The organism is Variovorax sp. LjRoot84, from assembly GCF_964254305.1.
GTDB lineage: Bacteria > Pseudomonadota > Gammaproteobacteria > Burkholderiales > Burkholderiaceae_C > Variovorax.
Genome location: NZ_CAXUTE020000001.1, coordinates 2,278,852 through 2,300,143, shown reverse-complemented (window position 1 = coordinate 2,300,143; position 21,292 = coordinate 2,278,852). Strand labels below are relative to the sequence as shown.

Sequence of the window (21,292 nt, the reverse complement as noted above, 5' to 3'; positions counted from 1 at the left end):
TGTTAACTTGTCACGGCGTCGTCACCCGGCGCCGGCATGGTGCAAGGCTTTATCTCAAGCCACCCGGAACATGATGCGCATCGCCTCCCTCTCCTTCACCGCCCTCGCCGCCGCCCTTGCCTGCGGCAGTGCCATGGCACAGACCGCCTACCCCGCCACCCTCGCCGGCCATGCGCTGCTGCCGGCGCAAAGCTTCATTGCCGCGCCGAAAGACGCGCCGGCCGACCTGCAAGTGAGCGGCAAGTTCACCAGCGGCAAGCGCGTCGAGGCGCTGGGCAGCATCGAAGGCCTGTCGGCCGGGCGCGGCACGGGCGTTTCGCTGCCCTTCAAGGGGCAGCCGGTACAGGGCCATTCGGGCATCAAGAAGATGGACGACGGCAGCTTCTGGATCCTCACCGACAACGGCGCCGGCGCCAAGGCCAACTCGCCCGACTTCATGCTCTACCTCAACCACTACAAGGTGGACTTCAAGAGCGGCAAGTTCGAGCGCACGGGCACGGTGTTCCTGCACGACCCGGACAAGAAGGTGCCCTTCCGCATCGTCCACGAAGGCAGCAAGCAGCGCTTGCTGACCGGCTCCGACTTCGACCCCGAGAGCTTCCAGTTCGCGGGCGGCGCGCTGTGGATCGGCGAGGAGTTCGGCCCCTACCTGGTCAAAGCCGATCTGAAGGGCAAGGTGCTCGCGGTGTTCGAGACCCAGGTCGACGGCAAGACGGTGCGCTCGCCCGATCATCCCGCCGTGACGACGCCGGGCGCCCCCGGCGGCGCGGTCGATTTCCAGATCCGGCGCTCCAAGGGCTTCGAAGGCATGGCTGCATCGAAGGACGGCAGCAAGCTCTACGCCCTGCTCGAAGGTCCGGTGTGGAACGCCGAGGCCAAGGACTACGAGCGCATCGACGGCAAGGAGGCGCTGCGCGTGCTCGAGTTCGACGTCGCGAGCGAGAAGTGGACCGGCCGCCACTGGAAGTACCCGCTGGAGGCCAACGGCCACGCGATCGGCGACTTCAACATGATCGATGCGACGACCGGCCTCATCATCGAGCGCGACAACGGCGAAGGCACGGCCGACAAGGCCTGCCCCGAAGGCCAGAAGCGCAGCGACTGCTTCCACGACCTCGCGAAGTTCAAGCGCGTCTACAAGATCGATCTGAACGACGCCAACGCCGGCCAGGCGGTGCGCAAGATCGGCTACATCGACCTGCTCTCGATCGCCGATCCCAACAAGCTGGCGCGCAAGCCGCTCAACGACGGCGTGCTCAAGTTTCCCTTCTTCACGATCGAGAACGTCGAGGTGGTCGATGCCACGCACATCGTGGTGGGCAACGACAACAACCTGCCCTTCTCCAGCAGCCGCGAGCCGAACAAGGCGGACGACAACGAGCTGGTGCTGCTGGAGGTGGGCGAGCTGCTGAGGGCCAAGTAGCGCAATTGCCCAACCAACCGTTCGGCCTGAGCTTGTCGAAGGCGGGGCGAGCCCTTCGACAAGCTCAGGGCGAACGGCTGTTGGCGCCTCACACCGCCCGCGTTCACCCTTCGACCTGCTGCGTCAGCTCGCCGCTCTGCAGCTGTTCGATGCTGCGACTCAGAAAGCTCCAGAGCCGCTCGTCCTCGCTGAATGCGACATTGAAGCGCAGCCAGCCGGTCGGGTGCGGGTTGACCAGGAACAGCTGGCCCGGGCCGAGCATGATGCCCTCGGCGGCCGCGCGCGTGGAGAGTTCGGCGCTGTCGACGATGTCCGGGTGCCTGGCCCACAGGTACATCCCCGCCGATGCCTCGTGGAACAGCTCGAAGCCGAGCGCGTCCAGCCGGCGCGCCACGCCGGCCTGCGCCTGGGCCAGCCGGTCGCGCAGCGACTTGAGGTGCTTGCGCCAGCGGCCGTCGGTCACGGTGCCGAAGGCCAGCCGCTCGGTGATGTCCGAGGAGGTCAGGCCGGAGACCATCTTGAGCTGCGCCAGGTCTTCGAGCAGTTCGGGCCTGGCGACGACGTAGCCGACGCGGATGTTCGGCGAGATGGTTTTCGAGAAGCTGCTCACGTAGACGACCTGGCGCAACTGGCCCAGGCTGGCCAGCGACGGGCGCATCGAGGCGTCCATGTCGGCGTAGATGTCGTTCTCGACCAGCATGAAATCGTGCGCCTGGGCAAGTTCCAGCAGCCGCACGAGTTGCGGCAGGGAAGCCGTCGAGCAGGTCGGGCTTTGCAGCCGCGGCTGCGTGAAGAAGGCCTTGGGCCGGTGCGCCGCCAGCAGCGCCTCCAGCGCCGGGAGGTCGTAGCCGGTCGGCGTGCGCGGCACGCCGATGAGCTGGACGCCCAGGAAGCGCAGCATGAACATCAGGTTGGGATAGCCGGGGTCGTCCACCAGCACCGCTTCGCCCGGCTTCAGCAGGCGGCGAGCCACCAGGTCCAGCGCCTGGCTGGAGCCCTGGGTCAGCAGCACCTGCGCGGCGTCGACCACGATCTGGCGCTCCGAAAGCGATTCGGCCACCGCCATGCGCAGCGCCATGTGCCCGAAGGGCAGGCCGTAGCCGCCGATGTCGGTGCCGCCGGCGGACAGGTGGCGCAGGCTGCGGCGCATGCCGTCCTCGAACAGCCAGTCGTGCGGCAGCCAGCCGCAGCCCGGCTTGAGCTGCAGGTTGCGGTTCTCGAAGATCTGCTGCAGGTACCACCGGGCGTCGAAGCGCGGGTCGGCGCGCGGCGTGCCGGCCGCACCGGCGGCGCCCTCCTCGCTGCGTCGCTTGACGAAGAAGCCCGCGTTGGCGCGCGACACCAGCAGGCCCTGCGCCACCAGCCGGTCGTAGGCCTCGACCACGGTGAAGACGCTGACGCCGTGGGCGGCGGCAAAGGCCCGGATCGACGGCAGCTTGCTGTCGGCCTTGAGTTTCTGGGTGCCGATCAGCCCGCGCAGCCCCTCCACGATCTGGCTGACCAGAGGTGTCGGAAGTTCGGGGCGAAGAATGAGCATCGGGTGTGCCTCGGCAGACCGATCTGCACCATATGGAGGAAAGTATGTACAGGATACAAGACCAGTACAGTCCGCCGAACGAGCGCTCCGGCTGTACATGGCCGCGCCGGCTTGCGAAACCTAAAGTGCCGCCATTCCCATCCAGGCACAGGTCGTATCCATGCAGCGCGAACCCCATCTCAGCAACGCCGCCCTCATGGCACGCCGCACCGCGGCCGTCGCCCGCGGGGTCGGCCAGGCCCATGACATATTCGTCAGCCGCGGCAGCAACGCCGAGATCTGGGATGTCGAGGGCCGCCGCTATATCGATTTCGCTGGCGGCATCGCCGTGCTCAACACCGGGCACTGCCACCCCGAGATCAGTGCGGCGGTCAAGGCGCAGCTCGATCTCTATTCGCACACCTGCTTCCAGGTGCTGGCCTACGAGCCCTACGTCGAGCTGGCCGAACGCCTCAACACGCTGGCGCCCGGCGACTTCGCGAAGAAATCGATCTTCCTGAGCACAGGCGCCGAGGCGGTAGAGAACGCGGTCAAGATCGCGCGCTCGTTCACCCGGCGGCCCGGCGTCATCGCCTTCACCGGCGGCTACCACGGCCGCACGATGATGACGCTCGGCCTGACCGGCAAGGTGGCGCCCTACAAGCTCGGCTTCGGACCGTTCCCGGGCGAGGTGTTCCATGCCCTGTATCCGAACGCACTGCACGGCGTGAGCGTCGACGACGCGCTGCACTCGGTCGAACTGCTGTTCAAGAACGACATCGAGCCCGGGCGCGTGGCGGCCTTCATCCTCGAGCCGGTGCAGGGCGAAGGCGGCTTCTACGTGGCGCCCAACGATTTCGTCGAAGGCCTGCGCGCGCTGGCCGACCGCCACGGCATCCTGCTCATCGCGGACGAGGTGCAGACCGGCGCCGGCCGCACCGGCACCTGGTTCGCCAGCGAGCAGTGGCCGGTGGCGCCCGACCTGATCACCACCGCCAAGTCGATGGCGGGCGGCTTCCCGATCTCCGGCGTGGTGGGCCGCGCCGAGGTCATGGATGCGCCCGCGCCAGGCGGGCTGGGCGGCACCTACGCCGGCAGCCCGATCGGCTGCGCCGCGGCGCTCGCGGTGCTCAAGGTGTTCGACGACGAGCAGCTGCTGGCGCGCAGCAAGGCCCTGGGCGAGCGCCTGAAGACCGGCCTGCGCCGCATCGCGGCCGAGGTGCCGGCGATCGGCGATGTGCGCGGGCTCGGGGCGATGGTGGCCATCGAGCTGTTCGAGGAGGGCGATACCACCCGCCCCGACGCCGCCCTCACCCGCAAGGTGGTCGCGGAGGCGGCACGGCGTGGGCTGATCCTGCTGTCCTGCGGCAGCTACGGCAACGTGATTCGCGTGCTGGTGCCGCTGACGGCATCCGACTTGCTAGTGGACGAAGGCCTGGCGATTCTGGCGGACAGCTTCGCCGCGCTGCGCTGATCGGTCCATACTTGAACACCTCCATGACCCAAGAACCTCTGGTGCGCTTCCAGCGCGTCCAGAAAACCTACGACGGCGAGCACCTGGTGGTGCGCCAGCTCGACCTGGACATCCACCGGGGCGAGTTCCTGAGCCTGCTCGGGCCTTCGGGTTCGGGCAAGACCACCACGCTGATGATGCTGGCCGGCTTCGAGTCGCCGACCTCCGGCGACATCCTGCTCGATGGCCAGCAGATCACCGGCACGCCGCCGCACAAGCGGCACTTCGGCATGGTGTTCCAGAACTACGCCTTGTTCCCGCATCTCAGCGTGGGCCAGAACGTGGCCTACCCGCTCACGGTGCGCAAGGTGCCGAAGGACGAGCAGCAGCGCCGCGTGCAGCGCGCGCTCGAGATGGTGCAACTGCGCGGCATGAACGACCGCCTGCCCGGCCAGCTTTCCGGCGGCCAGCAGCAGCGCGTGGCGCTGGCGCGCGCCCTGGTGTTCGAGCCGCAGCTGGTGCTGATGGACGAGCCGCTCGGCGCACTCGACAAGCAGCTGCGCGAACACATGCAGATCGAGTTGAAGGAACTGCATCGCCAGCTCGGCGTGACCTTCGTCTACGTGACGCACGACCAGGGCGAAGCCCTCACCATGAGCGACCGCGTCGCGGTGTTCAACGAGGGCGTGATCCAGCAGCTCGACTCGGTGGAGCAGCTCTACGAGGCGCCCGCCAACCGCTTCGTGGCCGGCTTTGTAGGCGACAACACGGTGCTCAAGGGCGTGCTGCGCAGCGCCGGCAACTGCGCCGAAATGGCGCTGCCCGACGGCCGCGTGCTGACCGGCCTGAACGTGAGCGGCGCGGCCGCGGGCGCCAAGGTCGAGGCCTGCATCCGCCCCGAGCGCGTGGTGCTGCAGCAGCAGAGCGAGGCATCGGGCCCCGACGTGCTCGCGGCCGAGGTGGCACGCGTCATCTACTTCGGCGACCACCTGCGGCTGCTGTGCAGCATCGGCGGCGGCCAGGCGGACGCCACGGTCAAGCTGCCGCTCAGCGGCCTGCAGGGCGCCGCGCCACCGCAAGGCGGCGAGCGGGTCTCGCTCAGATTCCCGGTCGACCACGTGCGCATCTATGCGGCTTGAGCGCCTTCGCATCCCATTTCTCGTCACCGCCAACCCACAAGGAATCTTTCCATGAAAAAGACCCGCCTCGCCCTCATCGTCGCCGCCGCGCTCGCGCTGCCGGCATTTGCGCAGCAGCAGATCACCGTCGTCAACTTCGGCGGCGCCAACGCCAATGCCCAGAAGAAGGCTTACTACGAGCCCTTCGAGAAAACCGGCATCAAGGTCATCCCGGTCGAATACAACGGCGAGCAGGCCAAGATCAAGGCCATGGTCGAGACCAAGAAGGTCACCTGGGACGTGGTCGAGGTCGAATCGCCCGACGCTGCGCGCGGATGCGACGAAGGCCTGTTCGAGAAGCTCGACTACTCGAAGATCGGCAACAAGGCGGACTTCCTGCCGGCCGCTGTCACCGAATGCGGCGTCGGCGTGTTCGTGTGGTCCACCGTCATGGCCTACAACGGCGAGAAGCTCAAGACCGCCCCCACCTCCTGGGCCGATTTCTGGGACGTGAAGAAGATCCCGGGCAAGCGCGGCATGCGCAAGGGCGCGCGCTACAACCTCGAATTCGCGCTGATGGCCGACGGCGTGAAGCCGGCCGACGTCTACAAGGTGCTGGCCACCAAGGAAGGCGCCGACCGCGCCTTCAAGAAGCTCACCGAGCTCAAGCCCAACATCCAGTGGTGGGAAGCCGGCGCGCAGCCGCCGCAGTTCCTGGTGGCCGGCGATGTGGTGCTGACCACGGTCTACAACGGCCGCATCGACGCCGCCAACCGCGAAGGCCGCAAGCTGAAGATCTTCTGGCCGGGCGGCATCTACGACCTCGACTACTGGGTCATTCCGAAGGGCGCGCCCAACAAGGAGGCATCGCTCAAGTTCATCCAGTTCGCCATGCAGCCGGCGGCGCAGGCGGTCTATGCGCAGAACATCGCCTACGGCCCGACCAACACCAAGGCCTTGGCTTCGCTCGACAAGAAGGTGCTGGACGACCTGCCGACCTCGGCCGCCAATGCCAAGGAAGCCATCCAGTTCAGCGTCGCCTTCTGGGCCGACCAGGGCGAGGCGCTCGAGAAGCGCTTCGCCTCGTGGGCCACGCAGTAAGCGGCCATGCACGCGGCAACGCTCGCCTCCCACCTCCCGGCGGAGGCCCCGCCGGGAGAGCTTCGGCGCGCCCTGGCGCGCGCCGAGGCGCGCCGCAAGTGGCGCGCGTTCGCGCTCACGCTGCCGCTGCTGCTGTTCCTGCTGCTCACGCTGCTGGTGCCGATCGTGGCGCTGCTGCAGCGCGCGGTCGAGAACCCGGAGGTGGCCAACGCCCTGCCCCGCACGGTGCGCGCGCTCGACGGCTGGAATCGCCAGGAGGCGCCCGCGCCGCAGGCCTACGCGGCGATCGCGGCCGACCTCGGCCAGCTGCCCGACAGCGCCGATGCGGGCGCGCTGGCGCGCCGGCTCAATACCGAAATCGCCGGCGCCCGCTCGCTCGTGATGAGCACCTACCGCGCGCTGCCGATCGCCGGCACGCCGGAGGAAATCAAGGCGCGCCTGCTGGAGATCGACGCGCGCTGGGGCGAGGTGCCCTACTGGCAGGCGATCGCCAAGAACGGCTCGCGCTGGACGCCCGACTACCTGCTGGCCTCGGTCGACCTGCGGCGCGACGCCGCGGGCAGCGTCGAGCGCATGCCGCCGGACCAGCGCGCCTTCGGCGGCATCCTCTTGCGCACCTTCGAGATCAGCGCCGTGGTCACCTTCTTCTGCCTGCTGCTGGCCTACCCGCTCGCATGGTGGTTGTCGACGCTGCCGGCGCGCAAGGCCAACGTGCTGATGATCCTGGTGCTGGTGCCCTTCTGGACCTCCATCCTGGTGCGCGTGGCGGCGTGGATCGTGCTGCTGCAGTCCGAAGGGCTGGTCAACCGCGGCCTCATGGGCATCGGGCTGATCGACCACCCGCTGGCGCTGCTGTTCAACCGCACCGGCGTGATCATCTCGATGGTCCACATCCTGCTGCCATTCATGATCCTGCCGCTGTACAGCGTCATGAAAAGCGTGCCGCCGACCTACCTGCGCGCGGCCGTCTCGCTCGGCAGTCCGCCGCTGGCGGCCTTCTTCCGCGTCTACGTGCCCCAGACCTACCCCGGCATCGGCGCCGGCGCGCTGCTGGTGTTCATCCTGGCGATCGGCTACTACGTGACGCCGGCGCTCCTGGGCGGGGCCGACGACCAGATGCTGAGCTACTACGTCGCGCGCTACACCAACGTCGAAATCAACTGGGGCATGGCCTGTGCGCTCGGCGCGCTGCTGCTGGCCGCCACGCTGGTGCTCTATGCCGTGTACCGCCGCGTCGGCAAGGCCGACCTGAGCCTGGGCTGAAGGCACGAAAGACAAGCATGCCGAAGCTTCTTCCCGAATTTCCCGCCTACGCCACCTTCGCCGACAAGCTCGGCTGGTGGGCGGTGCGCGCCGGCTGCGTGGCGGTGCTGGCCTTCCTGCTGGCGCCGATCCTGGTCGTGATCCCGCTGTCCTTTTCCGACAGCTCCTTCCTGGCCTACCCGATCCCCGGCTGGTCGCTCAAGTGGTACCGCAACCTGTTCGAGTCGCCGGAATGGGCCCGGGCGGCGCGCAACAGCTTCATCGTCGCGCCCGCCGCGACGGTGCTCGCCACCGTGCTGGGCACGCTGGCCGCGGTGGGCCTGTCGCGCACGGACTTCGCGTTCAAGGGCCTGCTCATGAGCGTGCTGATCTCGCCGATGGTGGTGCCGATCGTGGTGGTGGGCGTGGCGACGTACCTCTACTTCGCGCCCATCGGCCTGGCCGACAGCTACCTCGGCCTGATCGTGGTGCATGCCGCGCTGGGCGCGCCCTTCGTGCTGACCACCGTGCTGGCGACGCTGGCCGGCTTCAACCACAACCTGGTGCGCGCCTCGCTGAGCCTGGGCGAGACGCCTTTCAACACCTTCATGCGCATCACGCTGCCGGTGATCGCGCCGGGCGTGATCTCGGGCGCGCTGTTCGCCTTTGCCACCTCCTTCGACGAGGTGGTCGTCACCCTGTTCCTGGCCGGGCCCGACCAGGTCACGCTGCCGCGCCAGATGTTCACCGGCATCCGCGAGAACATCTCGCCCACCATCGCCGCCGTCGCGACGCTGCTGATCGTGTTCACAACCAGCCTGCTGCTGGCGCTCGAATGGCTGCGCGGCCGCCGCCGCTGAATCTGCCTGGGCGACATCCAGAAGATCGCGCGCCAGGCGTGCTTCCTATCCATGCACATGCAGTACCGCGGCCTCGCGCGTCGGCGCCGGCCGCGCTGCCAGCGAAGCGATTGCAATAGCGGCGACGATCGAGGCGCAGCCGATCAGAACGAACATGGGCATGGGCCCTGCAGAAACCTGCTGCAGCGTACCGACGACGAACGGCCCGAGGATCGCGCCGAAGCGGCCGACGCTGAGCATCATGCCAACTGCCGTTGCACGGACGTTGGTATCGAAGGAGCGGGCCGTGAAGTTGTTCAGCACGTACTGCGCACCGATCACGAAGAAACCGGCCGCTGCCGTGCACACGATGTTGACGACATGCCCGTCGAGAAAGACCAGCGAGAGCACCGAGAGCCCGCCCAGCGCCCACCAGGTCGCCAACACGCTGCGGCTCGAGCCCCGGCGGTCGGCCAGATAGCCGCAGGCCAGGCCGCCGGCGAATGACATGATCTGCATCAGCGCTCCGAATCCGAAGCTCGCCGCGAAGGTCTCGCCCCGCTTCATCATCACGGTCGGAATCCAGCCCGTGAGGCCGAAGATGCAGAAGAGGCTCAGGAAGGCGGCCAGCCAGATCGTGAGCGTCGTGCGGCGCGTCTGCGGCCTGAGGAGCGCGGCGACCGGATTGCGTTGAGTGACCGCTCCCGTCACCACCAGGCGCGCATTGCGGTACACCTCGGCGCGTTCGGGACGCAGGCGCGTCAGCAGCGCCCGGATGTCTTCGATGCGGCCCTTCAGCGCCAGGAACTTGACGGACTCCGGCAGGCAGAAATGCAGCGCGATGGTCAGCGGGATCGACAGCGAGCCGATCCAGTACAGCACCTTCCAGCCGAACAGCGGCGTGAGGAACACGCCCACCAGGCCGGCCATCGTGCCGCCCATGGCCCAGCCGAACGCAACGCCCCACAGCGAGAAGGTGTTGGCCACGCGGCGCGGCGCGAGCTCGTTGATATAGGTCGTCGCGAGAGGCAGCAGCACGCCGAGGCCGAGGCCGGTCAGGACGCGAAGCGTACAGAACATCACGAACGAGTCGCCGAACAGGGGTGTTGCCAACGTGAAGACACTGGTGATCCAAAGGCCGCCGAGCAAGGTCGCCCGCCGTCCCACGCGGTCGGCCACGATGCCATGTACTCCGGCGCCGATCAGGAAGCCCACCAGCCCGCTCGAGACCAGAAAGCCCGCCTGTCCCGGCGCGAGGCCCCAGGGTCCCGCCACGTAGTGGATGACGTAGGCCGGATTGAAGGTGTCGTAGCCGTCGAACAATGTGAGCGTCGCCATCATGACGCCCAGCCACTTGTGCAAGCGGCCGACCTTCGCTTCGGCCAGCTCCTCGTTGACGTCGATGTTGACGTGATCGGTCATGTCTGTCTCCTTTGTAATGTGTCCAGCCCGAACAGTTCGATCGCGTTGGTGCGCCCTATCTTTTCGCGATCGCGCTCGCTGATGCTGGCCGAATCGAACCAGCGGGCGGCATGGTCGACGTTCTCGAACGGCCAGTCGGTCGAGAACAGGATCCGGTCGGCGCCGATCTCCAGGATCGCGTCGATGAGCGTCTGCGTGCGGAAGTTGCCCGAGGTCGTGAGGTAGAAGTTCTCGCGGAAGTACTCGGCGATCTTCCGGCGCGCGGGATAGGCGGGCGGCGTCTCGAGCCACGCATTGCGGTTGTCGATGCGCCACATGCTGTACGGCAGCCCCTCGCCCATGTGTCCGAGGATCAGGGTGAGCTTCGGATACTCGTCGAACAGGCCGCTGCACATCAGGCGCAAGGCGTGAACGGCCGTCTCCTGGCCGAAGCCCCAGGTCGGCCCCAGCAGCCAGGGATGACCGTCGTAGATGCGTGCGTCGGCCGGCAGCGGGTTGCGCGGATGCAGATAGAAGGGCACGTCGAGCTTCTGCACGACGTCCCAGAAGGGCCAGTACCGGGCATGGTCGTAGTAGAGGACCGAGTTGGGATCAGCGGTCTGGGAGAAGCCATTGACCAGCGCGCCCTTGAAGCCAAGTTCCTTGACGCAGCGCTCGAGTTCGCGGGCCGCCAGCTCCGGGTCCTGCATCGGCAGTGCCGCGAAGGCCTGGAAACGGTCCGGCCGCCTGGCGACCTGCTCGGCGAGGAAGTCGTTCGCGCGGCGAGCGACGTCGTTGGCACGCGCCGTGTCCGGGATCGCCTGAACGGCCGGCGCGTTGAGCGACAGCAGCATCATCTGCATGCCGTTGGCATCCATCTCGCGCAGGCGCCGGTCGTGGATGTCGAGCAGGCGGGAGCGCAACTCCGGCCAGTGCGTCTGCGGAACGAAGCCCGCGGAGTCCATCAGGGTTTCTTCGAGAGCGAAGTGCTCTTCGAGTCCAATCTTTCCTTGCATGTCCGATCCTTTAGTATTGGCCCTTGGGCTCGAGACCGAGCGCCATCTGGCCGGCCATGGTTCCCACTGCATCCCAGTTCAGGCTGATGTGGCGACCCACGGCGTTGGCGTCGCGCCAGGCGCGCTGGACCGGGTTGGACATCGCGAGTCCTTGCCCGCCGGTGGAAGCATTCAATGCCTCTGCGCTGCGGATCGCAAGCGAGACCGCGAAGGCCTGCCCGCGCCGGCTGGAGATCCGGTCTTCCACCGTGATCTCCTCGCCGGACCGGGCCGTCAGTGCCCGGGCTCGGAGGTCGCGCAGCAGGATCTCGCGGGCCGCATCGGTGCCCGCCCCCGCTTCCGCCACACGCAGCTGGATGGTCGGGAATTCCGCCATCCGGTTGTTGCCTCCGGCCACGGCCCCGCGGGTCACGCGCTGGCCGGTCGCCTCGAGGTAGTCGTCCAGCGCGCCGGCCGCAGCACCCACACCCGCCGCTGCAAGGCATGACGGGATGTTCGACAGCATCGGGATGCCGAAGCCCGGGTTGTCGTGCACCCGACTGCCCGGCGTGCGGCCGCTGGTGGTCTCGCGGAAGGTGAGGATCCGGTGCTTCGGCACGAACACGTCGTCCAGCACCAGCGTCTTGCTGCCGGTGCCTGCAAGGCCGACCACATCCCAGGTGCCGTCGATGAGGTAGTCGGTCGCGGGCACCAGGAAAAAGGCAGGCCCCGGCGCAGGTCCGGCTTCCTGGGCAGGCAGAACCGATGCGCAGACCGCCCACTGGGCGCCGTCGCAGCCGCTGGCGAAAGCCCAGCGTCCGGTGAGCCGGTAGCCATCAGCCACCGCGACGGCTTTTCCTGCCGGGGCGTAGGAGCCACAGATGGCCGCGTCCGCGTCGTCATCCCAGACATCGCGCTGCGCCTGGGCATCGAAACTGGCGACCAGCCACTGATGGGCGGCATAGAGACCATAGACCCATGCAGTCGATGCGCATGCGCGGGCGAGTTCCATCACGAGTTCGACCAGCACGTCGAAGTCGTATTCGTGGCCTCCGAAGCTCGTCGGCTGGACGACGCGGTACAGGCCTGCTTCGCGCAAAGCATCGAGACTGTCGGCGGGGATGCGTCCGAGCCGCTCGGTGTCGCCGGCCCTGGCCTTGATGGCGGGCAGCAAGGCCCTCATCCTCGAATGGAGTTCGGCAGGCGTCGGCCGTTGTGCGAACGAAGGAATCGACTGAGGTTTTTCGCGCGAAATGACGCAGGACATGGGACCACCTGTTGAGAAAGAAGCAGAGAAAGGAAGAATGGCGCGGCACGCCCCGCGCGGCACGGCCGGTCAGGCCGCTGGACTCGTCACGCAGTACGAAGCGTCCTGGTAGACCAGGGGAGCGATGGCATCGCGCAGGCCGACATGCTCGACCTGGCCGACCAGGATGGTGTGCGTGCCGTACGGAATGGCGGCCGCCTTCCGGCAGAACAGGTTGGCCTGGGCGTCCGCAAGATAGGGAATGCCATCCTCGGTGCGCGACCAGGTGCCCAGCGCGAAACGCTCCTCGGCCGCAACCGCGCCGCTGAAGGCGGCCGACAACTCGACCTGCTCGCAGTGCAGCACGTTCACGCAGAAGCGTCGCGCACGGAACATGATGTCGTGCAGCAGGGTCTTCTGGTTAAGACAGATGAGGAGCGATGGCGGGCTCATCGAGAGCGAGGTCACTGCTGTGGCCGTCATGCCGTGACGACGCTCGTGGTCGGCTGCAGTGATGATCGTCACCGTCGAGGCGAACCGGCGCATCGCGGCGCGGAATGCGGTGTCGACCTGCTGCGGATCTACCGTCACAGTATTCATCTTTGTCTCCTCGGGTCGACTCCATGAACGAAGCGTGTCGACCTCTGAAGAAACTGTATGCGGCGGGATGGAAACTGGCCAATGCAAAGGTTGCACATGCAAAGTGCACGCCGTCGATGAGCTCGGCCGCCGCGTGCAGAGCAACAGACGGGCGCCCGTCTAGGCGGCCTGCTCCGAGGCGCTGCTCGCTTCCGCGGCGGCGCCGATGGCCACCAGCTTCTGCCTGAGCCAGCGGTGCTGCGGACTTTGCTGCAGGCGGCGGTTCCAGATCAGGCGGAACTCGACGCGCGGCACGGCGAAGGGCAGTTCCATCGCAACCAGCCGCCCCGACTGCGCGAAGACGCGCGCCGCGCCTCGCGTCACGGTGGTGACCATGTCGGAGCGGGTCAGGGCGATGACCGCGGCCAGCCCATGGGGCAGGCGCATCGCGATGCTTCTGCGCAGATTCCGATCGGCCAGCGCCGAGTCGACCAGATCGTCCGACGCGCCGCTCATGCTGACCAGCAGGTGCGGCGCCTGCAGGTAGCTCTCCAGCGTCAGCGGCGCAGTGGCGAGCGGATGGTCCGCACGCATCACGCAAACGTGGCTGTCGCCCAGCAGACGGCAGGTCATGAACCGATCGGGCAGCCCGCGAAAGAAGCCGATGCCGATGTCGGTGCGTCCCTGATCGATTCCAACCAGGATATCGTCGACCGAGCCCGGGCGAACGGTCAGGGACAGCAGCGGTGCCTCGGTCCGCATCTCGTCGACCAGTTGCGGCAGGATGATGATGGTCTCGTGGGTTTCGACGGCGATCTGAATCTCGCCCTGCGCTTCCTCCGGAACGAAGCGCTCCGGCGTCAACGCCGTCTGTATGCTCTGCAGCGCGATCCGCAACGGCCCGGCCAGGCTCAGCGCCCTCGCCGTGGGCTCCATGCCGGTCGTGGTCCGAACCAGGATCTCGTCGCCGAGCAGTTTGCGCAGGCGATCGAGCGCATGACTGGTCGCCGACTGGCTCAGGCCGATGCGCTCTCCGGCCCGGCGCACCCCGCGCTCTTCGATGAGCGCTTCGAGTACCACCAGCAGATTGAGATCGATCGAGCGAAGATTCATGAACCGGATGCGAGCGGCCGGCCTCAGCGCTTGGTGACCGAGATCAGCTCGATCTCGAAGTTGAGCGTGGCATTGGGCGGAATCACGCCGCCCGCACCGCGGGTGCCGTAGGCGATCGACGGCGGGCAGGTCAGCTTGGCCTTGCCGCCCGGCTTCATCTTCTGCACGCCCTCGGTCCAGCACGGGATCACGCCGTTCAACGGGAACTCGGTAGGCTCGTTGCGCTTGTAGGAGCTGTCGAACTCCTTGCCGCTGTCGGGGAAGGTGCCGCGGTAGTGCACCTTGACCGCGTCGGTGGCGGCGGGCGAGGCGCCCTTGCCTTCGACCAAGGACTGGTAGATCAGCCCGCTCGGGGTGGTGACGGGGCCCGACTGCGCCCAGGCAGTCGGCAAGACGAACGCGGAAACAAGGGCAGCGCAGAAAAGTGATCGCACGGGGCAGGCCTTCGGTGAGTGGATGACCACCCATTATTGCCAACCGGCACCCGGGCGCCTCAGTGCGTCAGCCTGGCCTGCCGAAGCGTCTCCGAGGGCAGCTCGCCGAACATGGCCTTGTACTCCTGCGAGAAGCGGCCCATGTGGAAGAAGCCCCATTGCGCGGCGACATCCTGCACCGTGCTTGCGGCCTGCGGCAGGCGCAGCTTGCGCCGGCAGGCATTGAGGCGCACGGCCCGCAGGAACTCCACCGGCGACTCGCCGACCACGCTGCGGAAGTGATTGCGCAGGGTGCGCGGTGTGAGGTGCAGCTGCAGGCACAGGTCGTCCACGGACATGGCGTGGTTGAGCGGATGCACGACGAGCGAGCGCGCCGCCATGACGGCCGCCAGGCGGCGCTGGCTGGCTTGCAGCTGGGCGATGAAGCCGTCGGCTTGCGTCGTGCCCGCCAGCAGACCCAGCAACTGGTCGAGCAGGGTCTGCAGGGCGGCACGGCCCCAGCTCTGCTCGGTTTCGCCGCTGGCACCGAGGCCCAGCAGCGACTCGATGGTCTGGCACAAAGCGACATGCACGTGGGGCGCAACCGCGGCCGCATGCACCAGCGCACCCTGGCCGATGAGCGGTGGGCGAAGGCCCAGGCGCTGTATCTGCGTGCCCAGCCATTCCTCGTCGACGACGACGCCGTAGATCCCGAAGTTCCGGGGCGTGCGCAGCACGAAACCGTCGTCCGCCCGGGCCGACATCACCAAGCGCATGCGATCGGCACGCTGCAGGCGCCCCGAGAAATGCAATGGCTCGTGGCTGTGGCCGTCAGGCACGCCGAACCAGATCGACCCGCGCCAGGGCAGGCATTGCTGGCTGGTCTGCTGGCCGGTGTGTTCGTGGAATATCTGCAGGCGCGGCCCATCGATCCACAGCTCGCGCACGGCGCCCTCGAAGCGCCCACAGGACAGCTGGTCGTACTCCTGGCGCCAGGCGGAGATGTGCGTCGCGTGTTCGTCCACATCGCAGCTCAGGCGCTCGGCGTATCGCAGGCGATGGCCGCCTGCCGGGAGCGCCGGCGGGTTCGGCAAGGGTGCGGACGCGTCGATGGGCAAGGCCGGATCCAGTGAACGAAGGGTAGGGTCTCCTGTCGAAAGCAAGACAGATGCCAGATGCCGCGAGGCTTGCCGCCGTGCTTTTTCCGATTCCGGATAGCGCCGCGGCCCCTGATTTGGTCGAATCCGCCCATTGCCATCCAAGAGGGAAAACACCATGAGTTCATTGGAAGCACCGCCCGTACCCGGCCCCGCGTCGGGCCATCTCAAGAAGGTGCTCGGACCCATGCAGCTGTGGGGCATTGCCGTCGGCCTGGTGATCTCGGGCGAGTATTTCGGCTGGAGCTACGGCTGGAACACCGCCGGCACGCTGGGCTTCCTGGTCGCGACGGTGCTCGTGGCCACGATGTACACGACCTTCATCTTCAGCTTCACCGAGCTCTCCACGGCGATCCCGCATGCGGGCGGACCCTTCGCCTATGCGCGGCGCGCCTTCGGGCCCAACGGCGGCTTCGTCGCCGGCTTCGCGACGCTGGTGGAGTTCGTGTTCGCGCCGCCGGCCATCGCGCTGGCGATCGGCGCCTATCTCAACGTGCAGTTCCCTGGCATCAACCCGAAGTGGTTCGCGCTCGGTGCCTATGTGATCTTCATCGGCCTCAACTGGATCGGCATCGGCATCGCCGCGGCCTTCGAGCTCTTCGTCACGGTGCTGGCCATCTTCGAGCTGCTGGTGTTCATGGGCGTCGTCGCGCCCGGCTGGTCGATGGCCAACTTCACGGCCCACGGCTGGGCCGGCGGCGAGGTGCTCAACGGCGCGGCGATCTCGGGCATCTTCGCCTCGATCCCGTTCGCGATCTGGTTCTTCCTGGCGATCGAGGGCGCGGCGATGGCGGCCGAAGAGGCGCGCGATCCGCACCGCACCATTCCGCTGGCCTACACGACCGGCATCGTGACGCTGGTGGTGCTGGCCTTCGGCGTGATGATCTTCGCCGGCGGCGTGGGCGACTGGCGCAAGCTCGCCAACATCAACGACCCGCTGCCGCAGGCGATGAAAGTGGTGGTCGGCGAGAACAGCGGCTGGCTGCACATGCTGGTGTGGATCGGCCTGTTCGGGCTGATCGCCTCCTTCCACGGGATCATCATGGGCTACTCGCGCCAGATCTTCGCGCTGGCGCGCGCCGGCTACCTGCCCGCCACCTTCGCGGCGCTCAGCCCGCGCTTCAACACGCCGCACCGCGCGCTGGTGGCCGGCGGCGTCATCGGCGTGGCCGCGATCTTCAGCGACGAATGGGTGCAGTTCGGCGGCCAGACGCTGACGGCCAACATCGTCACGATGGCGGTGCTGGGCGCCATCGTCATGTACCTGATCTCGATGGCCGCGCTGTTCAAGCTCAGGCGCACCGAACCCGGCCTGGAACGCACCTACCGCGCGCCCTTCTACCCGGTGTTTCCGGCCATCGCCCTGGGGCTCGGAGTGGTTTGCCTTGGCGCGATGATCTGGTTCAACGGCATGCTGACGCTGCTGTTCCTGGTGTTGATGGCGCTGGCCTACGGCTACTTCCGGCTGACGGCCGATCAACGCAAGGCGGCAGCGCCGGACGAGATGTTGTCCACCACCGTCTGAGCTTTCGATGCGCTACCGCACCACGATCGATTCGCAGGCCTTCTCCTTCGAAGACCTCAAGCAGGTCATGGCCGTCGCGAGCCCGGCGCGCTCCGGCGACTACCTCGCCGGCGTGGGTGCGGCCACCGCGCAGCAGCGCATGGCGGCGCGCCATGTGCTGGCCGAGACGCCGCTCAAGCAGTTCCTGACCGAGGCACTCGTTCCCTATGAAGAAGACAACATCACGCGGCTCATCATCGATGGGCACGATGCGCAGGCGTTCGCGCCGGTGGCGCACCTGAGCGTCGGCGACTTCCGCAACTGGCTGCTGTCCGAACAGGCCGACACCGCGGCGCTGACCGCGCTGGCCCCCGGGCTCACGCCGGAGATGGTGGCCGCGGTATCCAAGCTCATGCGCAACCAGGACCTCGTCGCGGTGGCGCGCAAGTGCAGCGTGGTCACGCGCTTTCGCGACACCATCGGCCTGCCCGGCCATCTCTCGGTGCGGCTGCAGCCCAACCATCCGACCGACGACCTGCGCGGCGTGGCGGCCTCCACGCTGGACGGCCTGCTCATGGGCGCCGGCGACGCGGTGATCGGGCTCAACCCGGCCTCCGACAGCATGCAGGTGCTCGGCGATCTGCTGCGCATGCTCGACGAGGTGATCCAGCGCTTCGAGATCCCGACGCAGAGCTGCGTGCTGACCCACGTCACCAACACGCTGAAGCTGGCCGAGGCCGGCGCGCCGGTCGACCTGGTGTTCCAGTCGATCGGCGGCACCGAGAAGACCAACCGTTCCTTCGGCGTCACGCCCGAGCTGCTCGACGAAGCCTACGCCGCCGCGCTGGCGCTGAAACGCGGCACGGTCGGCGACAACGTCATGTACTTCGAAACCGGCCAGGGCAGCGCGCTCTCGGCCAACGCCAACGCCGGCCTCGACCAGCAGACCTGCGAAGCGCGCGCCTATGCACTGGCGCGGCGCTACAAGCCGCTCCTGATCAACACCGTGGTCGGCTTCATCGGGCCCGAGTACCTCTACGACGGCAAGCAGATCATCCGCGCCGGCCTCGAAGACCACTTCTGCGGCAAGCTGCTGGGCCTGCCGCTGGGCTGCGACGTCTGCTACACCAACCATGCCGAAGCCGACCAGGACGACATGGACACGCTGCTGGTGCTGCTCGGCACCGCCGGCATCAACTTCATCATGGGCGTGCCGGGCGCGGACGACGTGATGCTCAACTACCAGAGCACCTCCTTCCACGACGCGCTGTTCCTGCGCGAAACCATGGGCCTGCAGCGCGCGCCCGAGTTCGAGGCCTGGCTGCAGCGCATGCAGATCACCGGCAGCGACGGCCGGCTGCAGCCGCCCTCTTCCAACCGGCTGCTGGCCGACATGGGCGCGCTGAAGGCGCTGGCCTCATGACGGACGAGGCGGTCACACGCAGTCCCTGGGGCGAGTGGCGCAACGCGACGCCGGCTCGCCTGGCGCTGGGCCGCGCCGGCGCCGGCATACCGACCGACGAGGTGCTGCGCTTCGGCTGGGCCCATGCGATGGCGCGCGACGCGATCCATGCCGCCCTGGATGCCGGCGCACTCGAGCAGGCGCTGAAGGCCGCGGGATGGACAGTCGCGCACGCCCGCAGCCGGGCCGAGGATCGCACCACCTATCTGCGGCGCCCCGACCTCGGCCGCCAGTTGCACGCCGACGATGCGATGCGACTGCGCGAATCGGCAGGCGCCGCAACGGATGTCTGCATCGTCGTCGGCGACGGCCTGTCCTCGCTCGCGGTGGAGCGTCATGCCGTGCCGCTGCTCACGGCATTGCGTTCGCAACTGCCGCCGGGCACGCGCTTCGCGCCGGTCGTCATCGCCACGCAGGCGCGCGTCGCGCTGGCCGACGAGATCGGCGAGCTGTTCGCGGCCCAACTCTCGGTGATGCTGATCGGCGAGCGGCCCGGCCTCAGCTCGCCGGACAGCCTCGGCATCTATCTCACGCACACGCCACGCCGCGGCCGCCACGATGCGGAGCGCAACTGCATCTCCAACGTGCGGCCGCAAGGCCTGTCCTACGACGCCGCCGCCTTCAAGCTGGCCTGGCTGATGCGGCAGGCCCTGCGCCTGGGCCTGACCGGCGTGGCGCTGAAGGATGAAAGCGATGCGGCGGTGCTCGAAGGCGGCACGACGCCGCCCACGCTTCCGGCGCCCTGAGCCGCCCGCCGCAACACCGTTTCGTCTCGTTTCCCATCCCCTTGTCACTTGAAGGAAGAAAACTCCATGAAGAGGAACTTTGCCCGTGTCTTGCCGATGGTCCTGGCCGCTGCCTTGGCGGCCGGCTGTGCCGGCGGGCCATTCGGGCCGGCAGCGCCCAGCGCCAGCATTCAGCCGCTTGCCGCGGGCCGTTGGGACCCTTTCAACCGGCAGCAGATCGATGCGTTGATCGCCGGCCTCGGCAGAGGCAGCCCGGCCTACAACGCATCGAAGCCGCCGTACGTGGTCTTCGACTGGGACAACACCAGCATCTTTCTCGATATCGAAGAGGCATCGCTGATCTACCAGCTGGAGAACCTCGCCTTCGGCGCCACGCCGGCACAGCTCGAAACGGCGTTGCGCAAGAACATTCCGAAAACCAACTTTGCACCGGCCCACAACAACGCGGCGGGGCAGCCGGTCAACATCGACAGCATCGTGCCGGACATCGTTGCCAGCTACACCTGGCTCTACCGGAACTACAGCGGCCTCCAGGGCAGCATGCCGCTCGCGGCCGTCAAGCAGAACCCGAACTACACGGCCTTCGTGACCAAGGTCCGCTACTTGTACGAAGCCATCGGCGACACCTTCGACCACGACACGGCCTACCCCTGGGTCACCTATCTCTTCGTCGGGCTCAACGAGGCGCAGGTGCGCAAGCTCACGGCCGATACGGTGGCCTGGCAACTCAAGCAGCCGGTGGAAAAGGTCAAGTGGAGCACGCCGGCCGCCCTGCCCGGCCAAGCCGGCGTCGTCTCGGTGAGCTGGAAGAACGGCCTGCGCCTGGTTCCCGAGATGCAGGCGCTGTACGCCAGGTTCCGCAACGCGGGCTTCGATGTCTGGGTCTGCTCGGCCTCCTTCGTCGACGTGATCAAGGAGATCTCCTCGAACCCGGCCTTCGGCTACGACAACCCGGCAGAGCGCGTGCTGGCGATGGAACTCGAACGCGATGCCAAGGGCGTGATCCAGCCCGAATACCGTCGCGGCTACGACCAGACCCAGGGACGGGGCAAGACCAAGAACATCCAGCGCTTCCTGGTCAGCAAATACGGCTATGGGCCCAGCTTCATCGCCGGCGACAGCGAAGGCGACCAGAACATGATGGCCGACTTCGCGGACACCAAGAAGGTGCTGATCGTCAATCGGCTGCGCGACGGCAAGACGGACATCGGCAAGTTCTCGGTGCTCGCCGCGCAGGGCTACGGCAAGGCCGATACGCGCTACCTGCTGCAGGGCCGCGACGACAACACGGGCCTGTTCGTGCCGTCGCAACTGCACACGCCACTGGGCGCCACGCAGGGCAAGACGCTCAAGTAAACTCGTCTCGAAGCGCACCGGCTGCCGTGCCGGACACCAGGAGACGACCATGGCCGAACGCTATCCCCTCGCCGAGCTCGAGGACCTGCCCGAAGACATCCGCATCAAGGTGCTCGAAGTGCAGGAGAAAGCCGGCTTCGTGCCCAACGTGTTCCTGGCGCTCGCGCGCCGGCCGGCCGAGTGGCGCGCCTTCTTCGCCTACCACGATGCGCTGATGCTGAAGGAGGAAGGCTCTCTCACCAAGGGCGACCGCGAGATGATCGTCACCGCCACCAGCGCCGCCAACCAGTGCCTCTACTGCGTGGTGGCGCACGGCGCGCTGTTGCGCATCTACGAGAAGAAGCCGCTGGTGGCCGACCAGGTGGCAGTCAACTGGCGCAAGGCCGACATCACGCCGCGCCAGTACGCGATGCTCGAGTTCGCGATGAAGGTCTGCGAGCGCTCGCACGAGATCGACGACGCCGACTTCCCGCCGCTGCACGCGCACGGCTTCAGCGACGAGGACATCTGGGACATCGCCGCCATCACCGCCTTTTTCGGCCTTTCCAACCGCATGGCCAGCTTCAGCGGCATGCAGCCGAACCCGGAGTTCTTCCTGATGGGGCGGCTGCCGCGCGAGAAGAAGTAG

General features: G+C 67.5%; 19 protein-coding genes. 11 read left to right on the top strand and 8 right to left on the bottom strand.

Features of this window, described 5'->3' with window-relative positions; genetic code table 11:
* Window positions 1-70: 70 nt before the first annotated feature.
* Window positions 71-1,423, top strand: a complete 1,353-nt coding sequence (locus ACSQ9I_RS11840) for an esterase-like activity of phytase family protein (RefSeq protein WP_436313271.1) — start codon at window positions 71-73, stop codon at window positions 1,421-1,423.
* A gap of 103 nt (window positions 1,424-1,526) precedes the next feature.
* On the opposite strand, the gene ACSQ9I_RS11835 is transcribed toward ACSQ9I_RS11840, so the two are convergent.
* Window positions 1,527-2,960 carry a PLP-dependent aminotransferase family protein gene (locus tag ACSQ9I_RS11835; protein ID WP_093109346.1) on the bottom strand — a complete coding sequence of 478 codons (1,434 nt, stop codon included), beginning with the start codon at window positions 2,958-2,960 and terminating at the stop codon, window positions 1,527-1,529.
* Window positions 2,961-3,120: 160 nt separating this feature from the next.
* Between ACSQ9I_RS11835 and gabT the strand changes: the two genes are divergently transcribed.
* Genes gabT through ACSQ9I_RS11810 form a run of 5 tightly spaced genes read left to right on the top strand, consistent with a single transcriptional unit; the run spans window position 3,121 to window position 8,713 of the window.
* Window positions 3,121-4,413 (top strand): 4-aminobutyrate--2-oxoglutarate transaminase, encoded by a 1,293-nt coding sequence (gabT, locus tag ACSQ9I_RS11830; RefSeq protein WP_436303682.1) that lies wholly within the window; start codon window positions 3,121-3,123, stop codon window positions 4,411-4,413.
* Between the two features lie 23 nt (window positions 4,414-4,436).
* Window positions 4,437-5,531, top strand: coding sequence for an ABC transporter ATP-binding protein (locus ACSQ9I_RS11825; RefSeq protein ID WP_436313270.1), 1,095 nt, complete (start codon window positions 4,437-4,439; stop codon window positions 5,529-5,531).
* Between the two features lie 51 nt (window positions 5,532-5,582).
* The gene (locus ACSQ9I_RS11820) at window positions 5,583-6,611 is read left to right on the top strand and encodes a polyamine ABC transporter substrate-binding protein (RefSeq protein ID WP_436303680.1); all 1,029 of its coding nucleotides are present in this window, start codon (window positions 5,583-5,585) and stop codon (window positions 6,609-6,611) included.
* Window positions 6,612-6,617: 6 nt separating this feature from the next.
* The gene (locus ACSQ9I_RS11815) at window positions 6,618-7,874 is read left to right on the top strand and encodes an ABC transporter permease (RefSeq protein WP_093109350.1); all 1,257 of its coding nucleotides are present in this window, start codon (window positions 6,618-6,620) and stop codon (window positions 7,872-7,874) included.
* Between the two features lie 17 nt (window positions 7,875-7,891).
* Window positions 7,892-8,713, top strand: a complete 822-nt coding sequence (locus tag ACSQ9I_RS11810) for an ABC transporter permease (RefSeq protein WP_093109351.1) — start codon at window positions 7,892-7,894, stop codon at window positions 8,711-8,713.
* Window positions 8,714-8,758: 45 nt separating this feature from the next.
* Here ACSQ9I_RS11810 and ACSQ9I_RS11805 read toward each other — a convergent pair whose 3' ends face one another.
* The 7 genes from ACSQ9I_RS11805 to ACSQ9I_RS11775 all read right to left on the bottom strand — a co-directional run bounded on the left by ACSQ9I_RS11805 (window position 8,759) and on the right by ACSQ9I_RS11775 (window position 15,557).
* Window positions 8,759-10,114 (bottom strand): MFS transporter, encoded by a 1,356-nt coding sequence (locus ACSQ9I_RS11805; protein ID WP_436313269.1) that lies wholly within the window; start codon window positions 10,112-10,114, stop codon window positions 8,759-8,761.
* Window positions 10,111-11,109 carry an amidohydrolase family protein gene (locus ACSQ9I_RS11800; protein ID WP_436295161.1) on the bottom strand — a complete coding sequence of 333 codons (999 nt, stop codon included), beginning with the start codon at window positions 11,107-11,109 and terminating at the stop codon, window positions 10,111-10,113. The genes ACSQ9I_RS11805 and ACSQ9I_RS11800 overlap by 4 nt, the downstream gene beginning before the upstream one ends.
* 10 nt (window positions 11,110-11,119) lie before the next feature.
* Window positions 11,120-12,271: an acyl-CoA dehydrogenase family protein gene (locus ACSQ9I_RS11795; protein ID WP_436313268.1), complete on the bottom strand. Its 1,152-nt coding sequence runs from the start codon at window positions 12,269-12,271 to the stop codon at window positions 11,120-11,122.
* 153 nt (window positions 12,272-12,424) lie between these two features.
* A complete protein-coding gene (locus ACSQ9I_RS11790; protein WP_436303677.1) occupies window positions 12,425-12,934 on the bottom strand; it encodes a flavin reductase family protein in 510 nt (169 codons plus the stop codon).
* A gap of 159 nt (window positions 12,935-13,093) precedes the next feature.
* Complete coding sequence (locus tag ACSQ9I_RS11785) at window positions 13,094-14,026, bottom strand: LysR family transcriptional regulator (RefSeq protein WP_093109356.1); 933 nt, start codon at window positions 14,024-14,026, stop codon at window positions 13,094-13,096.
* A gap of 23 nt (window positions 14,027-14,049) precedes the next feature.
* On the bottom strand, window positions 14,050-14,460 hold the full coding sequence (locus tag ACSQ9I_RS11780; RefSeq protein ID WP_093109440.1) for an FKBP-type peptidyl-prolyl cis-trans isomerase: 411 nt from the start codon (window positions 14,458-14,460) through the stop codon (window positions 14,050-14,052).
* Window positions 14,461-14,519: 59 nt separating this feature from the next.
* Window positions 14,520-15,557 carry a helix-turn-helix domain-containing protein gene (locus tag ACSQ9I_RS11775; RefSeq protein WP_436303674.1) on the bottom strand — a complete coding sequence of 346 codons (1,038 nt, stop codon included), beginning with the start codon at window positions 15,555-15,557 and terminating at the stop codon, window positions 14,520-14,522.
* A 157-nt stretch (window positions 15,558-15,714) separates the two neighbouring features.
* Here ACSQ9I_RS11775 and eat point away from each other — a divergent pair, with 157 nt between their 5' ends.
* The 5 genes from eat to ACSQ9I_RS11750 all read left to right on the top strand — a co-directional run bounded on the left by eat (window position 15,715) and on the right by ACSQ9I_RS11750 (window position 21,292).
* A complete protein-coding gene (gene eat, locus ACSQ9I_RS11770; protein WP_093109357.1) occupies window positions 15,715-17,121 on the top strand; it encodes an ethanolamine permease in 1,407 nt (468 codons plus the stop codon).
* Window positions 17,122-17,128: 7 nt separating this feature from the next.
* Complete coding sequence (locus ACSQ9I_RS11765) at window positions 17,129-18,523, top strand: ethanolamine ammonia-lyase subunit EutB (RefSeq protein ID WP_436295164.1); 1,395 nt, start codon at window positions 17,129-17,131, stop codon at window positions 18,521-18,523.
* Entirely contained in the window at window positions 18,520-19,308 is a 789-nt protein-coding gene (gene eutC, locus ACSQ9I_RS11760) for an ethanolamine ammonia-lyase subunit EutC (protein ID WP_436313267.1), read from the top strand. Before ACSQ9I_RS11765 ends, eutC begins: the two co-directional genes overlap by 4 nt.
* A gap of 66 nt (window positions 19,309-19,374) precedes the next feature.
* Entirely contained in the window at window positions 19,375-20,664 is a 1,290-nt protein-coding gene (locus ACSQ9I_RS11755) for a haloacid dehalogenase-like hydrolase (protein WP_436313266.1), read from the top strand.
* A 49-nt stretch (window positions 20,665-20,713) separates the two neighbouring features.
* A complete protein-coding gene (locus ACSQ9I_RS11750) occupies window positions 20,714-21,292 on the top strand; it encodes a peroxidase-related enzyme (protein WP_436303671.1) in 579 nt (192 codons plus the stop codon).

What these genes read in the sequence shown, in the direction of transcription:
- ACSQ9I_RS11840 (WP_436313271.1), top strand. Translation starts at nt 71, where the DNA reads ATGATGCGCATCGCCTCCCTCTCCTTCACCGCCCTCGCCGCCGCCCTT.
- ACSQ9I_RS11835 (WP_093109346.1), bottom strand. Translation starts at nt 2,960, where the DNA reads ATGCTCATTCTTCGCCCCGAACTTCCGACACCTCTGGTCAGCCAGATC.
- gabT (WP_436303682.1), top strand. Translation starts at nt 3,121, where the DNA reads ATGCAGCGCGAACCCCATCTCAGCAACGCCGCCCTCATGGCACGCCGC.
- ACSQ9I_RS11825 (WP_436313270.1), top strand. Translation starts at nt 4,437, where the DNA reads ATGACCCAAGAACCTCTGGTGCGCTTCCAGCGCGTCCAGAAAACCTAC.
- ACSQ9I_RS11820 (WP_436303680.1), top strand. Translation starts at nt 5,583, where the DNA reads ATGAAAAAGACCCGCCTCGCCCTCATCGTCGCCGCCGCGCTCGCGCTG.
- ACSQ9I_RS11815 (WP_093109350.1), top strand. Translation starts at nt 6,618, where the DNA reads ATGCACGCGGCAACGCTCGCCTCCCACCTCCCGGCGGAGGCCCCGCCG.
- ACSQ9I_RS11810 (WP_093109351.1), top strand. Translation starts at nt 7,892, where the DNA reads ATGCCGAAGCTTCTTCCCGAATTTCCCGCCTACGCCACCTTCGCCGAC.
- ACSQ9I_RS11805 (WP_436313269.1), bottom strand. Translation starts at nt 10,114, where the DNA reads ATGACCGATCACGTCAACATCGACGTCAACGAGGAGCTGGCCGAAGCG.
- ACSQ9I_RS11800 (WP_436295161.1), bottom strand. Translation starts at nt 11,109, where the DNA reads ATGCAAGGAAAGATTGGACTCGAAGAGCACTTCGCTCTCGAAGAAACC.
- ACSQ9I_RS11795 (WP_436313268.1), bottom strand. Translation starts at nt 12,271, where the DNA reads ATGAGGGCCTTGCTGCCCGCCATCAAGGCCAGGGCCGGCGACACCGAG.
- ACSQ9I_RS11790 (WP_436303677.1), bottom strand. Translation starts at nt 12,934, where the DNA reads ATGAATACTGTGACGGTAGATCCGCAGCAGGTCGACACCGCATTCCGC.
- ACSQ9I_RS11785 (WP_093109356.1), bottom strand. Translation starts at nt 14,026, where the DNA reads ATGAATCTTCGCTCGATCGATCTCAATCTGCTGGTGGTACTCGAAGCG.
- eat (WP_093109357.1), top strand. Translation starts at nt 15,715, where the DNA reads ATGAGTTCATTGGAAGCACCGCCCGTACCCGGCCCCGCGTCGGGCCAT.
- ACSQ9I_RS11765 (WP_436295164.1), top strand. Translation starts at nt 17,129, where the DNA reads ATGCGCTACCGCACCACGATCGATTCGCAGGCCTTCTCCTTCGAAGAC.
- eutC (WP_436313267.1), top strand. Translation starts at nt 18,520, where the DNA reads ATGACGGACGAGGCGGTCACACGCAGTCCCTGGGGCGAGTGGCGCAAC.
- ACSQ9I_RS11755 (WP_436313266.1), top strand. Translation starts at nt 19,375, where the DNA reads ATGAAGAGGAACTTTGCCCGTGTCTTGCCGATGGTCCTGGCCGCTGCC.
- ACSQ9I_RS11750 (WP_436303671.1), top strand. Translation starts at nt 20,714, where the DNA reads ATGGCCGAACGCTATCCCCTCGCCGAGCTCGAGGACCTGCCCGAAGAC.